Annotated in this window: 9 protein-coding genes; 6 read left to right on the top strand and 3 right to left on the bottom strand. The window is 30.6% G+C overall.

Annotation, left to right across the window (positions count from 1 at the left end; genetic code table 11):
- Positions 1–5: 5 nt before the first annotated feature.
- From dptH to dptF, 3 genes are read right to left on the bottom strand one after another with little or no spacing between them, the layout of a single operon-like run.
- On the bottom strand, positions 6–5,273 hold the full coding sequence (gene dptH, locus AC3ISE_RS06440; RefSeq protein WP_489223522.1) for a DNA phosphorothioation-dependent restriction protein DptH: 5,268 nt from the start codon (positions 5,271–5,273) through the stop codon (positions 6–8).
- Positions 5,254–6,678 (bottom strand): DNA phosphorothioation-dependent restriction protein DptG, encoded by a 1,425-nt coding sequence (gene dptG, locus AC3ISE_RS06435; RefSeq protein ID WP_489223521.1) that lies wholly within the window; start codon positions 6,676–6,678, stop codon positions 5,254–5,256. Before dptG ends, dptH begins: the two co-directional genes overlap by 20 nt.
- A gap of 6 nt (positions 6,679–6,684) precedes the next feature.
- Entirely contained in the window at positions 6,685–8,988 is a 2,304-nt protein-coding gene (gene dptF / locus AC3ISE_RS06430; protein WP_489223520.1) for a DNA phosphorothioation-dependent restriction protein DptF, read from the bottom strand.
- Positions 8,989–9,192: 204 nt separating this feature from the next.
- On the opposite strand from dptF, the gene dndB reads away from it, so the two are divergent.
- The 6 genes from dndB to AC3ISE_RS06400 all read left to right on the top strand — a co-directional run bounded on the left by dndB (position 9,193) and on the right by AC3ISE_RS06400 (position 15,958).
- Positions 9,193–10,290 carry a DNA sulfur modification protein DndB gene (gene dndB / locus AC3ISE_RS06425; protein ID WP_489223519.1) on the top strand — a complete coding sequence of 366 codons (1,098 nt, stop codon included), beginning with the start codon at positions 9,193–9,195 and terminating at the stop codon, positions 10,288–10,290.
- A 1-nt stretch (position 10,291) separates the two neighbouring features.
- Entirely contained in the window at positions 10,292–11,884 is a 1,593-nt protein-coding gene (gene dndC / locus AC3ISE_RS06420) for a DNA phosphorothioation system sulfurtransferase DndC (RefSeq protein ID WP_489223518.1), read from the top strand.
- A gap of 22 nt (positions 11,885–11,906) precedes the next feature.
- Positions 11,907–13,892 carry a DNA sulfur modification protein DndD gene (gene dndD, locus AC3ISE_RS06415; protein ID WP_489223517.1) on the top strand — a complete coding sequence of 662 codons (1,986 nt, stop codon included), beginning with the start codon at positions 11,907–11,909 and terminating at the stop codon, positions 13,890–13,892.
- On the top strand, positions 13,889–14,260 hold the full coding sequence (dndE, locus tag AC3ISE_RS06410) for a DNA sulfur modification protein DndE (protein ID WP_342824931.1): 372 nt from the start codon (positions 13,889–13,891) through the stop codon (positions 14,258–14,260). Before dndD ends, dndE begins: the two co-directional genes overlap by 4 nt.
- A gap of 8 nt (positions 14,261–14,268) precedes the next feature.
- On the top strand, positions 14,269–15,387 hold the full coding sequence (locus tag AC3ISE_RS06405) for a cysteine desulfurase family protein (protein ID WP_489223516.1): 1,119 nt from the start codon (positions 14,269–14,271) through the stop codon (positions 15,385–15,387).
- A 160-nt stretch (positions 15,388–15,547) separates the two neighbouring features.
- Positions 15,548–15,958: a (deoxy)nucleoside triphosphate pyrophosphohydrolase gene (locus AC3ISE_RS06400; RefSeq protein ID WP_489223515.1), complete on the top strand. Its 411-nt coding sequence runs from the start codon at positions 15,548–15,550 to the stop codon at positions 15,956–15,958.
- The last annotated feature ends 1 nt before the right edge of the window (position 15,959 follow it).

Genomic DNA, 15,959 nt, shown 5'->3' with positions numbered 1-15,959 from the left:
TTTTTTTAAATTCTTTCTGATAAAGGAATAATATTAACGATGGTTACTGTTGGATTAGACAATTCTTCGTTTTCTTTCTTTATAGGTCCGTGAACAATACATTGTCCCTTTCTCAATGAACCTAATTTGCTTTCCCAATATTTTTTCTCTTGAGAATCCTTTGTCAAGCTTGCAGCAATATTCGATAACTCTTGCTCTGGAGGGGAAAAATAAACCTTTTGAGAAGAGTTTTGCAATCTTGCTAATTCATCTGTATCTAATTGAGATTTAAGGAATTGAGTTGCATACCATGCCGACCATCCAAATTTTCTACCTTCAGTCAGAATTCTTGCAGAAGGGGATTTCTCTGTATGATCTAAATTCTGTGCTTCATCCATTATAACTGGCATTGGTTTATTTTTATTTCCAAACCTTACTGAATAATTCCATAAATCCCATAATATAAACTCAGTAATTATTAGCTGAACATCCCTTGGAAAACCAGTAAGTTGAATAATATATACTTCCCCATTACTCTCCACAACTTCTTTCCAGTCAAAAGAATTATTATTACTAAATGGGTTTCGATCTATTAGTGGCCTGATTTGGGATAATGCTGTCTTAGCATAGCTTGAACCATCTTCTTCAAGCATCTCTTTTAACCAAAGTAAATTCATTTGGTCTTCATGACGTTCTAAACCATTTAAGACTGCTTCATAAATTGCATTCTGCTGTTGAATACCTAATGATTTATAAACAGCTGCAAACACACTTTTTATTCGTTCCGCTACGTCTGTATTAGATTCAGGTAATTGTATGCCACCAATATCACGTACATTTTTAAGAAATGGATTAATTGGAAGTTTATCACTAAATACTATTTTTTGCTTCAATTTCCCACCTAAAAACTCGACAAATTCAGGTTCAAGCTGATTAGGTAAAAATCCTTCTGTATAATCAATAACTATACTTGGAATTCCGAGCTTCGATTTTTCTAACAATAGACACTGCATAAAATAGGTTTTTCCTTGTCCTGACTTACCAGAAATCAATAAATGCCTGTTAGCAAGCCCTTTATTACCATACTCCCAAAATATTTCTCGATTCGAATTTTCAGCTACCCCTATTTTTATTCTTAATTCCTCTAAAGGCAATTTTTGAAAAGATTCTGTTGGCTCTATTTCAGGTTTAGGATGAAATATGGGTTTAATTAATGAAGGTTCCGAAATATTCTTTTCATTTATAAAAGTATCACTTTTATCATTCTTTACATCCTCTGAATCTAATACACTATCTTCCTTAGTATTTGTGACGGATTCAGTAAGATCATCAATATTTTTATTACTATATTCCTCTTTCTCTTCACCAGTTACTAGGGTTTCAATAGGATAATCTATTTTATCTCCTTTATACTGATAAGAAAGCATCTTTTCTTTTATAAAATCATTCGGTTCTTCTTGAATCCAATGTCTCATCTCTTCAATTGGAATTACCAGACCTTGATACCCATCTTTCTCTGTAAGATTTATTAATAAAACGTCACTTTCTAAATCTGCACTACGATAGAAAGCATCTTTTTGAAAAGACAAAATAGCTCCTTGACCAATATAAGGATTTAATTGATTTGAAATTACATAATCATCTTTTAAAAGCTTCTCAATTATTATATCGTTTAGATGATAGTCTTTATCCTTCCAAAAATTACTTTCTGATAGTTTTTTTGCATTTGAGATGATTAACTGAGCAAAAAAGTTGCGATAAAATTTACCTGTAAATGTTTTACCAACTTCACCTGTTAAAGCATCGTAAATAAGTTCTTTTGTTTTCTGAACTTGTCTTCTCGCTTTATCTATTACTTCATTTTTATTTATACCAATTTTCACTTCTATAGGATAGAAATGAAGGAATACTTTCTCTTCCCTACCTTCTAGGCCTATTAATAATAAATCATCACTATGGCTTCCTTTTACACCAAGATTCTTTGCAGTAAAAACACCATCTGTTTTATTTAAACTCACTGCCCCTGCAACCCGTAATATTTCTTCAAGAGAAATAGGAATCCATAATATGTCCTTATGATCTAAATAGGACACAGAATATTTTATAGCAGATATAATACTTAGTTTTTCTCTATCATAGTGTCCCTTGCTTCCAATAATTCGAAGCAGCCATTCTCCATTGAACGTATTGAAAGCTTTAATTGTATTAATAACATTTTCTTCTTTTCCTGCTACATCTTTCCGTTCAAGAAATTCTTTAATAACTGAATAATATTGTTGTGATTTATCTGTTACCGTTATCGCGTCAAAACGACTTGATGAAGAATATTGGTCACTATAATGAATCACAACTAAGTTTCCATTATATTTATTGAAAAATTCTAAATCTATCGAAGGATCTACAAATGTTACCCAATAAGAAGAGTTAAATACTTTTTCTAAAACAACCTCATCTGCTGTTGTAGTTCTTGATAGTATAGCTTCTCCTTTTCTATAGCTATCGTTTCCACTATTACGCAAATTAGCTGCTAATTCATTCACGTAATAAGCTGTACTTGTTAAATAATTTCTATCTTCTATTGTGTAAGACTTAATACCAAACCCAGTCTTATAATTTTCTTCATCCTTCATTGATGGCACGCTAGAGTTTAGGCCATCAATAGAAATTCCCGAAGTCATATCTCTCACAGGTTGAACAGCATGGTGCTCTTGGGCATGCATTTTATAGAAAGAAATATGAGCATATCTAAACTCTTCAGTTGTATCTTGTTTATAAAAGAAAAGCTTTCCTCTAATTGTTCTCAAGGTATCTTCGGCGTCCGTATCCTTTAATTTAAGTTTCAAATCAAAGAGATCCTCAAATTGCGAAACTGATTCAGTAGTTGCATATTGATCAAAACAGCTTTCGGAATTTTCTTCCTTGTATAGAGTGACCTCAACAGGCTTTAAATTTTCTATACTTGATTTTTCGATTTCTTTTAGCATCCATAGTAATATTCCACGAATAACCTCTTTGTCATTAGCAATATTGATAACATTTATTTGTAAAGGAGCTTGAGACTTTTGAATAAATAAATAAGCAAAATGTTCTTTGAATTGGGATATTTTATCACTTACAACCTTAGCTAAATACTGGTTAGCATCTGAGACTGATACTTTATTAACCGGTTTAAATATGAGCCATTCCATAGCTGCTTGTTGATGGTCTGGCTTAAATAAAATCTGTTTATCGTTATATAAATAAGGGATAAGAGCATCAGGGTTTAATCTATTTAGAATGCTATTTTCGATTTCCTCTGATTGTAACTGTTCATATAATTTTAGTTTAAAAGCAACCATGATAGGATGGAAAGGAGTAAAATAAACTTCACCATTAGAATGAATTGTTCCTAATTTAAATAAATCTATTCCTTTTCTACCTGCAGGTGATCCATTATTGAATTTCTTTATCTCATTTTGATATTCTTTTACATATTCAATCGATCGCTCTTTTAAATCATCTGACACTGCACACAAACTTGGAATTGAATTCCTAATTTTAAAATAAGTGATAAAACGGCTATACGCTTCTTTTAAGTCATCACTAATCTTTAATTCTTCCTTTATTAGTTGATCTGAAACATGCTTAGCACACTTTATCCCATCTTCAATCCATTTATTTTCCCATTCAAAAAACTCTCTATATTCAGAGTGAAAATAGAACTCTCTATTTTCTAAAATTAATCGATTATTCTCTTTGATCCATTGTATATCTTTACCGGTTTCTCTTATTAGTTTCCAAATACGCTGACCTGAAATTGGCATAGATTCAGGTAGCTCATTCTTTAATAGAACAGGAATTGTAACTTGATCAAATTGAATCTTAATTTTCAATTCATCATTATCATTAAATGCTTCTGATAATGTGGTAATCTCTAATTTTTCATCCTGATTAACTGATACAATCTGATTTTCCTCTTTTATTTCTATTTTCTTTAGATCTATACCTGTGCCAAATTTCAGAATATCTCCTTCAGGCCGAAGCTCAACTAATTCATTTAAGGGATCCACCGAATATTTAGATTTATAACCATCCAAATACAATGGGTCAATGGGTAGAACTGCTATAAAGAATTCTGCCCCCAATGTAGCTTTATTATCGTGTTTATATGAGAAACGTAAAAAGGTTGCTTGTTTTTTCTTCGTCTTTATTTTTGCTATTAAATTGGTAGATTTCACTTTAACATCCACATCTTTTGTAAAAGAGTTTGGAATTTTAATGTATTGAGCGTTAAGATTTTTTACGTTATTACTCAATGTGAAATTCACCTGTAACTCAACTATTTCATTTTCATCCGAATTAAAAATCACTAAATATCTTTTCCTTTGTCCAGCAGGAGATTCTTTATGCGGTTTATCCCAAAATTTGATTTTATCCGCCACTATTAAAGAGTTTAAATCAACTTTTTTCTTTTTATTAGAATCAATGATTTCCTTATGATAATTATAAACTTTAGGAAAGAGAACATCTTTCCACTCTTCACTTTTTAATTCTTTTGCTCCCATAGGAGAAAACTTTTTTTGTAGTTCTTCTTCATCTAAACCAAAATCATGTACTTTTCTAACATAATCAAACAATTCTCTGTTTTCCTTTAAACGCTCTTTTAAATCTTTACCGTTAAAAGTGGGTAGATCTGGGTCTTTAAAAAGTCCAAATTTATGATATTCATTATCCTCAATCAATCCTTTTTTTAACGTTGTAAAAATGTCTTCAAATTCAAAAAAAGTTATTTGTTGATATGTTTGTTCTTTTAATAAATTTTCCAGGTTGTCCAACAATATAATCTGATCGACTTTTTCTAGTTCACTATTCTCTATTTGGTATTTCAAATTGGCAAATAGCGATGTAGGATGTAAGGGTAAGCCTTCTTTTTGTAAATCACTGCTTCCCCCTTGAATGGAATCTAACTGTTCGTGAACAATACTTAAAAGAGCAGTTTCCCTCCAAACCTCTTTTTGTTCTCCTACCAAGTTTCTTAATGTTACAAGAAAATCAGGTTTTACTTGATGTGAAGTATTTGCCACCACTAAATTAATGGAACCAAAGGGAATTGAAAAAGTTTTATACTCTTCTCCCAGTTCATGTTTATAATGAAAAGAGTGTGTATTCTCTGTATTCTTTAAAGCTTGAATCAAGTGCATTACATCTGATTGATTATCTAATTGTAAATAGAATCGATCTCCTTGTTTGATACCTACATGGTTAAAGTAATCTATTAATAATACAGATATATAATTATAAAATTGGTTTGACATAATGAGCATCACCACTATCACTTTTTTTATCTAAAATATTATGATTGTCGAGCAGAGAAATAACTTCCTTTTTAGAATACCTGTCGAAAGCAACTCCTCTTTTTTCGAACTCAACAAATAAGTCATTTAGAGGTAAACGTTTATCCTTAACACAAACAGCCGTCAACAGAAGTAGGAAATCATGTTTAATATTAAGTATCTGGCCTAAATTTCCTCGATTTTTAATAAAATGACTCGATCCTAAATCTTCAATATTACCGCCGTATTTTTCACACACCCCAGTACTCATACCTTCTTTTAAACAATTAAAAAGCACTCTAAATGCTTCAGGTATATTGGTTGATTCATCATTAATTTCAATCTTTCTAATTAAACAATAATCTTTTATCCATTGTTTTATTTCATTTAGAAAGTCTTTTTCGAACACTTCACCTTTTTCTTGAATTAATTTATATAGTGAACTATAAGGGATAATTTGAACATAATCATTTTCTAAAAGTGAATCATTATTGAAAGAATTATGGCTTAATTGAGATATGGTATGAATATGTGGGAATAGATTTATTGCTTTCCCTTTTACATATCTAAAACCTTCTATTTCATCTGCTGCCTTTCTCCGCTTACTAATAGATTCCCATTCTAGAGCAAAATATAATGGCTGAACATGATCATAATCAGCTTCAGTGAATTGCTCAAACTTTAATAGAATTTGGCAAGCGTACATAAACACATAGTAATGCGTTAGTAGTGGAAATGATGTTAAGAAATAATCTTTATATCTACTTAAGTAAATAAGATCTTCTTGATAAAGATTCACAAAAGCGGTTAAAAGTGGTTGATATTGTTGATTATTATTAACACTAGCTTTTTGATCATTTTTATTAAGTAAATCCATTTTACTTAATATTAGTTCAGTGAGAATATCCTCAGAATCTTTATTATTAAACAAGTTATTTATTTCGAGGTTATCATTGACTAATACTTCATACATGAACTGTGCATATTTTCCTAATTCATTCTTGAAATTTTTATCTATTTTAATATAGTTAAATAAATAAGGATGAATGGGCTTAATATCTTCTTGATTAAATAAATATTGATTGAGAAACCTAATAAAATCATACTTGTCATCTTCATTTTGGAAATCAATTTCATTAGCTATATATTCACTTAATACGTTTTCTTCCGAACCTATATAGAAGTCTTTACTTTTAAGTGATTTCTCGTCTATTTTTACACCAGTTATATTTCTAATATATTCTCCAAGAGCCTTATTAAAATGCTCTCTTATAACCTTTGGCCTTTTTGATAAAAAAGGAAGTACATCCAAGGCCTTACCTGTATCATGCTTTCCTTTTTCTTTTAAAAGGTTACCTAAATACTCTCTTTTTAAAGTTTCGTTCATTTACTATTACTCCCTTTCAAAAACAAAAGCACCAAAATCGTCTCGTTTAATCATGTAAAATCTATTATCTCTAGGGAAACAAACGATTATTTCTTTCTTCTTCTCTCCAAATTTCATTAGCTTATCTATAAATTCCACAAAATTAATTGCGTCTTCTTCATCTTTTTTGTTCGGTCTATATCCCTCTTTAACTTTCATAAGTAACTTATATAGTGGAAAATCAATTTCTAGGTATATTTTATTGTTGGAATTTCCATCATGATATGCTAACACGATTGCTGATCTAAAAGTATTTAGAACATCAGCTTTAATTGGAGTAAGGTGTTCTATTGTAGGCCTAATATTTAATTTTTGAGCTAAACGATATTTTTCAATAGGTTTATTCAAAAATACATACTCTTTTTTAGGGCTACCTTTCCATTTAAAAATGGATGTCTTTACTTCTTCATAAAACAATTTGATTTTTGCATTATTCCCAGAATTAAAATAGTAAAGATTTTTTGTATATGATTCATAACTAACATCAGATATATTGGAAGCGAATTTTTTATTAGTTAAAAAAGTAATTCTTATAAAAGATTCAAAGAAAATATTAAATGACGAGTTTGTCAAATTACTTTTTGAAGCAAAAGGTTTCAGCCATTTTTCAGCTATTTCATCATTAATATAAACTTCAGTAACATTTTTCCAATCATTCAATGTATTTAACTCTACTATTAGTTGATCAATAAATACTGATCTTCGATGAATTGGATCTAGTTCGCTTAAAGCTTGCAAAATAATAGATCTTTCTTTTCTATTGAATAAAAGATTTGGCAAACAATACTCTAAAACGTCAAATTCATTTATATCATTTAGATTTTGTATATCATCAGGTATTAAGATGTCTGCTATGAAGTTTAAAAAAGCCCGAGCAGAAATAACTAATTTCTTTTTAACTACGGTTTGAATAATTAAATTCACAATTTGATCCTGTACAAACTTATTTTGCATAAATTTGTAATTCTTATGAATCATTGTTTCAAGATTTTTATTCTCATCTTCTTTCAAAGCAAGATAAAAAGGGTTATCATTTGAAGAATTAAAAATTTTCTCTAATAATGAGGAGTAAAATGAAGATTTTGGACCCGTTTCTGTAAGCTCAAATGAATGATAATCGCTAAAGCTTAGTAAATCGAACTTATCATTACCGAAGTAAGTCGTTATTTTCTGAGAAAACAAGTCACTATCTTCAATAAATTTTTTCAAATGATTGTAAGAATAGTTACTATGTCTCGTATTAATAAAATTATGCAATACTCCCAGATTAATGGCTAAAATCACTTTATCATTGGATAAGTTAATTTTTCCATCCGAAAAATTGTGTAACACTTCTTCAAGCGTTTCCATTGCATTCTTGTCAGGAGAGAAACTTTCTGTCGCATCGTTAAAAATTGTGTACTCACTAATAAGCTCTGGTTTATTTTCGGTTAAATAAGCTAGAAGATGAGATTTACCATCTCCTACACTACCACATAATAAAATTAAGTTACTTTCTTGACGGTCATGGTTTTTTATAAGTATTTCTTCTATATCTAATTGAATTTTACGATCAACATGCAAGTAGTTTTTAAATGCACTAAATTGACTTGCGTTCTCTATTGCCTCTTGAGAGGAATCTTTTAATCTTGATAATTCTCTTAAAAGATAACTTTCATCTTTTTTAAGGTCTTTATTTAAAACTGAAAACCGTTCTTCAACAATAGTAGTTTCTTTCTGAAAAGAAGTCATATTATCATCTTTAAAACCTTTATATATATCAAGTTCATTGAGTTTACTAGAGCCTAAAAATTCTAAAATTTGTTTTCTTACAATATCCTCAATGGCATCATTTCTTGGAGGTTTTGGGGGATCATACTGAGGGATTGACAATTGATCCAATGAGTAGACCTCATAGAACCAAACACCTACCTTATACATTTCTTTATGTAACTTAAATGCTTCTGTTATATCATTGAAGTTTCCATCATGTGCAGCTTTATTTCCGGACATTCTTATAATATCTAATGATTGCTGAATCTCTCTTTTTATATATCCTTCTTTTGACAGAAATGATATTTTCTCGAAGAGGGTAGACAAATAAGGTGATTCAATATTGTCTTGCTCTTGCTTAAATACTTCATTTAAAATTCCCTCTGCAAAAAGTCTAGCCTTGATAATAGCACTACTTGGGTCTTCAAAAATCAGATCTTCCATTTTCTGTGCATTAATTGCAGCTGTTGGATTTATTTTATTTAAGAAATGTAAAAAATGGTTAGCTTCATTACTCATTTCTGTTCAACTCCGAATGCATAATCTTTTTCTATATCATATCATAAAAGTTTTGTAAATTTTTTTATTGTCTACATAATATTTTACAATATTAATTAAGACAAATAAAAAACCGAATAAAAGTTCGGCAAATTCCTTGAACAATTCTTTTAAAAAGAATATAATAACCCCATAATATTACGTACGTAATTTGGAGGTTTGATCATGGATACTACATTTAGTTATAACTTCCCTGCTATTAGAGGAATACAGGCAGGCAAAGAATATTTTGTTGCCATGTGTCCACTTAGAATTATCCCTAAAATATTTCTATTTGATGAAGAAGAAATTCCACCTGAACATCGTTCTCAAAGAATCTTAAATAAATCTAGAATCCCTGAAATGACAAATTATATTATTGAAAATCAAAACGACTATGTATTCTCATCTATTACTGCTTCAATAGACGGTGAAATTAACTTTCTACCATTTTCTGATAACCCTTCATCAAATGATTTAGGTCAATTGAGAATATCCTTAGATGCGCGATTTTTAATTAACGATGGACAACATAGAAGAGCCGCAATTGAAGAGGCATTAAAGATATCTCCTGAACTAGGAAATGAAACTATATCTGTAGTTTTCTTCTATGATGAAGGGTTAACTAACTCACAACAAATCTTCTCAGATTTAAATAGACATGCAGTTAATACAACTTCTTCTATTGGTATTCTTTATGACCATAGAGATCGTTTGGCCATGATAACAAAGGAACTAATCTCTGCAATTCCAATACTAAGTAGGTATACAGATAAAGAAAGAGTTTCTCTTTCAAAGAATTCCCCCAAAATTTTAGCACTTAATCATATCTTTAATACAAATCTAAAGTTGCTTGGAAAAACTAAAGGGGATGAAATATCTTTATCTGAAGAGCAGTATTTAAAAGATTTTTGGGAAATATTAACAGATTCAATCCTTGAATGGAACGCAGTCTTTAAAAAAGAATTAACTCCACGAGAACTTAGAGCTAATTATATCGTTGGTCATGGCGTCTTAATTGAAGCCATGGGACTAGTTGGCAATTATCTTCTGAAGTATCATGAAAACGATTGGAAGAATTATATACAAAAGCTCTCAAAAATCGATTGGAGTAGAAGTAATACAGATGACTGGTTAGGAAGAGCTTTTAGTAATAACGGTCGAATCCAAAAGACATCATATACTATTCAGCTTACAGCAAATAAGATTAAGCAATTAATTGATTTACCACTAACAGAAAACGAACAGGCTTTAGAAGATAAATACTTTCAAGGAGTAGTTTAATATGGAAAACGGAATTATTAGCAACCTTTTATCTAAACAAATGCCTTATGTTGATGAAGCAAAAGAGCATATTAAACAAGCATATAAAGAAGATGAACATCCTTGGGTAGTTGGATACAGTGGTGGTAAAGATTCGACTGTTGTTGTCCAATTAGTGTTTGAAGCACTTAGTGAAATGCCAAAAGAAGAGTTACATAAAAAAGTATATGTGATTTCATCTGACACATTAGTTGAAACACCATTAATTATTAACTCTATCAATCAAACATTAAGAAGAATTCAAGATGAAGCTTTGAGAAGAGACCTACCGATTGAAACTCATAAAGTCAAACCACTCATTAAACAATCATTCTGGGTAAATATTATTGGTAAAGGCTATCCTTCTCCTAATCAACAGTTTAGATGGTGTACAGATCGATTAAAAATTGATCCTGCCAATCAATTTATTATGGACAAGGTGTCTTCTTTCGGGGAAGTAATTATGGTATTGGGTGTTCGTGAAGATGAAAGTGCAACACGTGGGAATGTTATTCGATCTCATACTGTTGAAGGGAAAACATTTATGAGACATTCTACTTTATCCAATGCATATGTCTATGCTCCAATTAGAAGCTTCTCACTAGATGATGTTTGGAATTACTTATTAAATCAACCTTCACCTTGGGGCGATGATAATCATGACTTACACAGATTATATCAAGATTCAAGTAGTGGCGAATGTCCCCTTGTTGTAGATAAAACAATAAAAGATACTGCAGGATCATGTGGAAACAGTCGCTTTGGATGTTGGGTTTGTACAGTAGTAAGCGAAGACAAAGCTCTGAGCGGATTTATTCAAAGTGGACATGACTGGATGAAACCGTTATTGGATTTTAGAAATTGGCTTTCACAAATAAGAGATGACAGAACTAGAAGAATGAAGTACAGAATGAATGGCCAAGTATATTTCAAAGATGTAAGAATAGAAGAGATAAATGGGGAAAAACATGTGTTGATCCCGAAAAAATCTGGTAGAGCAAAACAGTTAATTCCTTTTAACGAATATGCAATTACGACCAAACAAGATTTAAAATCTTATATAACCGAAAACAATATAGATCTAAGTGCACCGGAAGATCATCGATTGCTAGTGACATATGAAGAAGAAACTTTAGACGGAAAACTTATAACTAAATACGCTCAACTAGGATTAGGTCCATATACAATGGAATCCCGTAAAGAGATTCTTATTAAACTATTGAAGGTTCAGAAAGAACTGATTCATCCGGAGGATCCTCATTACGTATTAATTACTGATGAAGAAATTAAGGAAATCCGCAAAATATGGTTTAAAAATGGTGATTGGGAAGACGAAATTCCTGAAATTTTTGAAGGCATTATGGGTTATTCCTTAGATTGGGAAATAGATGATCGCCCATTATTCGATAAAGAACAAATATCTGATTTAGAATTACTTAGTGATCAATTTAAAGTTGATATTAAAGTAATTAAAAAATTGATTTCTATTGAGAAAGATTTTTCAGGATACAAAGTTAGAAGAGGATTAATGGATGAAATAAGCAAAGCGTTGAAGCAAGATTATCTACATTTATAATAGTAGAAAATGAGGTTCTATAATGATTATTAACGAAGTTCAATTGACTAATATTGGTGCTTATAAAGGAGTTAATTCTTTTGACTTTCGCCCCAGTGAGGAAAACAATGTGATATTGATTGGTGGCGAAAATGGAGCAGGTAAAACTACTTTATTAAATGCCATAAAACTTGGTTTATTTGGTTCTTACGGATTTGGTTTTAAAACAGAAAATGCAGAATACTATAAGAAAGTTCAGAGCATATTAAATCACGAAGCTAAAAGGACTAATGAAAATAATTATAAAATAAAAATGGATTTTGCATTAATAGATAATTTCGAAAAAACCAATTATGTATTATTGCGTACGTGGTTTTTTAAAAATAATAGTTTAAAAGAAGCCTTTGAGTTAATTGCAAATGGTAAGCATCTAACTGACTATGAAACTGAAATTTTTCAGTCTAAGTTAAAAGAAGTTATGCCTCCTCAATTACTTGACTTATGTCTGTTTGATGGAGAAGAAATAGCTAGAATTGTAAATGAAAATCTTCTTTCAGATTATTTAAAAAACCTTTCAAGAGTTGTTTTTAATCTTGATTTATTTGAAACGCTAGAAGATGATCTAGAGAATTATTCAAATCAAACATTGGATATAAAAAAAATGGAGGGTTTCGAGCAAGAATTGTACGACTATAATCTAGAGGAAAAAGAGTTAAGATTAAAAATTGTATCTAATTTATCAAGAATTAATGAACTAACCAACAAAAAAAATGAGCTTAGCGATGAATATCAACGTTTGAAATATGATTTTGAAAAATACGGTGGTCTTGTTAAATCTGAAAGAGATGACATCCTTAAACAAATGAGTAACATTGAAATGTTACGGAAACAAAAGAGTGAAAAAATAAGAAGTTTTGTAACTAATTTACTTCCTTTTTATTTATCTCGGGAGTTACTTATAAATACTAGACTTCAAATTCAAAATGAAGAATCCTATCAATTATCTAAACAATTAGATGAAAGGCTTACAGAAGAAAAGCTCCTTAACATACTACAAATTACTCCAGGAGAATTCAGCTCTGACACTAGTAAGATATTAAAAGAACAAATAGTTAATTTAATGAAGCCTGAGAAAGAATTAAGACATATTCATGGAGCTTCTTTTTCTGAAAGTAGCTTAATTGAAAATATTTTCTTGATGATTTCAGTTCAATCTGAATCAGAATATTTAGAATTAATTAAAGATAATAGAATAAAACTTGAAGAACTTAGCGACCTGAGAAATAAATTAAGATCTAACGATGATGCTAATGAGTTTAGCGAAATGATTGAGAAAATGGAGAAAATACAACAATCGATTCTAAGCTTAAACGAAGAGATGAATTCAGTTAATACTCAATTAGAGGAAAATAAACATAAACTAGAGATTATAAACACTTCTATTGATAAGCTTCAAAACACCTTAAAGGACAATGATAAAACCAAAAGTTCATTTCTTGAATCACAAAAAATAATTGCTTTGAGTAGACGTTTTAGAGAAATTCAATTGAAGAAAAAACTACAACAAGTACAAATTGAATCTTCCTTTATGTTAAAAAGAATATTCCGAAAGCAAAATTATATTTCTTCAATTATCATTGATCATGAAACTTATGACGTTAAATTAATTGGTTCTCAAAAAGACCTTATAGAAAAATCCACATTATCAGCAGGAGAAAAAGAAATTCTTTTAATTTCTATCATATGGGCTATCTTTAAATGCTCCGGCAGAAAAGTACCATTTATTTTTGACACTCTTCTAGGCAGATTGGATAAAACCCATAAAGCAGCAGTTTTAAAAGAATTTATCCCTAATTGTGGTCGTCAAGCTATTATCCTGGCAACTGATACTGAAATTGATGAAATTCACTATAATATTTTAAAGCCAAATATTGCGAAAGAATACATGTTAGAGTTTAACGTAGAAAGTAAAGAAACGAGTATTATTAACCAATATTTCCCCTTTAAACAAATGGAGATGAGTTTATGAATTTCCGATTAAAAACTTCTAAAGAGACAGGTGAAAGATTAGTTACCATGCAAGCATCTACTGGATTAACTTGGAACATTATATCAAGGCTTGCACTTGCCCTTTCTTTAAAAATTCCAGAAATTCCACAACTAGTAGAAAATAAATCTGGAGTAGAAATCCATCGTAACGCTATGACTGGGGAAAATGATTATATTTATAAGGCGTTGATTCGCCAACATGCTCAAAGAAATATTAAAGACGAAGAGTATTTCCCAGACCTTTTTAATGCCCATTTAGAAAGAGGTATAATATTACTTGAAAATGAATATAAGCATGCAGGGAATTATGAAAAACTTCTTCAAAACCTATTAAGAATGGAAAACTAGGTGATAGAATGCTGTATTTAGATAATAGTGCAACAACACAAGTACATCCCGAAGTAAAAGATGCTATGCTGCCGTATTTACTTGAAGAATTCGGTAATCCTTCAAGTAAATACTATTCTAAAGCTGAAAATGCTAATAATGCGGTTAAAGATGCAAGACGATCTCTTGCATCTCTTATAGGTTGTAATGACTCTGAAATTATCTTTACTAGTGGCTCTACAGAAAGCAATAATATGCTCCTTAAAGGAGTAGCTGATTATTATAAGGATAAAGGTAACCATATTATCACTTCTAAAGTAGAGCATCCATCAGTTCTAGAGACTTGTAAACATCTAGAGCTGACAGGATTCGACGTTACTTATCTAGATGTAGATAAATATGGAAGAATTGATATAAATGCTCTTAAGAACCATATAAATGAAAAGACTATTCTAGTTAGTATTATATGGGGTAATAATGAATTAGGATCTTTAAATGACATGGGAGAAATTTCTAAAGTTTGCGAAGACCACGATGTTTTTCTCCACTCTGATGCTACTCAAATTGTAGGTAAAGTTAAGATAAACTTATCTGATTATCCTGGATTAACCTTTCTTTCTTGTTCCGCACATAAATTTCATGGCCCTAAGGGAATAGGAGCTGCTTATATTAGAAAAGATAGGTATGGTATTCTTACTAAGATTACCCCTCTTTTCCATGGTGGTGGACAGGAACAAGGATTGAGAAGCGGTACCCTCGCTGTTCACAATATAGTTGGTATGGGTAAAGCTGCTGAAATTGCTAATAAAAATATTGCATATAATATCAATAAATTACTTGAATTAGAAACATATCTTTCTAAAATATTAACAGACAAATTCCAGGAAAGTATTTGTTTTAATCATGATAAACACAATAAAATCCCGGGTATTTTGAGTGTTCTATTTAAAGGTGTTAATAATGAATTACTCGTTAAAAACTTAGCTCCAGTAATGGCAGTGTCGACAGGATCAGCTTGTAGTTCAAGTAAACCTTCCCATGTACTTACTGCAATAGGCCTATCAATTGAAGATGTTAGATCTACTCTTAGATTTTCTTTATCTAGTTTTATAGAAGTGGATGAATTGAATGTTTTCAAAAACTTGTAGGGAAAATCCTTACAAGTTTTTTTAAAGATTAACTACTTTTTACCAGCTACCTTTTTGATTATTAGTATTTAGTTTTTTGTTTCCTTTAAAATCCCTTAAACGATTTTCAATTATGATATTATTTATTTAATGTATAAATATTTACGAGGAGGATTCCACCTTGAAAAAATCACTAAAAGTCGTCGCAGCAATCATCGAAAACGATCAAAATGAAATCCTCTGCGCGTTAAGATCTCCAGAGATGGCCATTCCGAACATGTGGGAGTTTCCTGGCGGGAAGGTAGAGAAGGATGAAGATATCTATTCTGCTTTGATTCGCGAGATTGATGAGGAATTAGGATGTATGATTGAGACTGATTATTTATTTCACGAACATACTCATGAATATGAAACCTTTATCATTACTCTTTTATGCATTAAAGCTCGTATCACTGAAGGATCGCCTGAGCCGAGTGAGCATTCTAAATTGATTTGGTTGAAGCGTGAAAATCTTGCTTCATTGAATTGGGCACCAGCTGACATTCCAGCGGTTGAAGCTTTAATAAACGAAAAAATAGTCTTCTCACATTGAG

Source organism: Metabacillus sp. KH_069, from assembly GCF_057838075.1.
This window is presented reverse-complemented; position numbering and strand designations above follow the sequence as displayed.

What these genes read in the sequence shown, in the direction of transcription:
- dptH (WP_489223522.1), bottom strand. Translation starts at nt 5,273, where the DNA reads ATGTCAAACCAATTTTATAATTATATATCTGTATTATTAATAGATTAC.
- dptG (WP_489223521.1), bottom strand. Translation starts at nt 6,678, where the DNA reads ATGAACGAAACTTTAAAAAGAGAGTATTTAGGTAACCTTTTAAAAGAA.
- dptF (WP_489223520.1), bottom strand. Translation starts at nt 8,988, where the DNA reads ATGAGTAATGAAGCTAACCATTTTTTACATTTCTTAAATAAAATAAAT.
- dndB (WP_489223519.1), top strand. Translation starts at nt 9,193, where the DNA reads ATGGATACTACATTTAGTTATAACTTCCCTGCTATTAGAGGAATACAG.
- dndC (WP_489223518.1), top strand. Translation starts at nt 10,292, where the DNA reads ATGGAAAACGGAATTATTAGCAACCTTTTATCTAAACAAATGCCTTAT.
- dndD (WP_489223517.1), top strand. Translation starts at nt 11,907, where the DNA reads ATGATTATTAACGAAGTTCAATTGACTAATATTGGTGCTTATAAAGGA.
- dndE (WP_342824931.1), top strand. Translation starts at nt 13,889, where the DNA reads ATGAATTTCCGATTAAAAACTTCTAAAGAGACAGGTGAAAGATTAGTT.
- AC3ISE_RS06405 (WP_489223516.1), top strand. Translation starts at nt 14,269, where the DNA reads ATGCTGTATTTAGATAATAGTGCAACAACACAAGTACATCCCGAAGTA.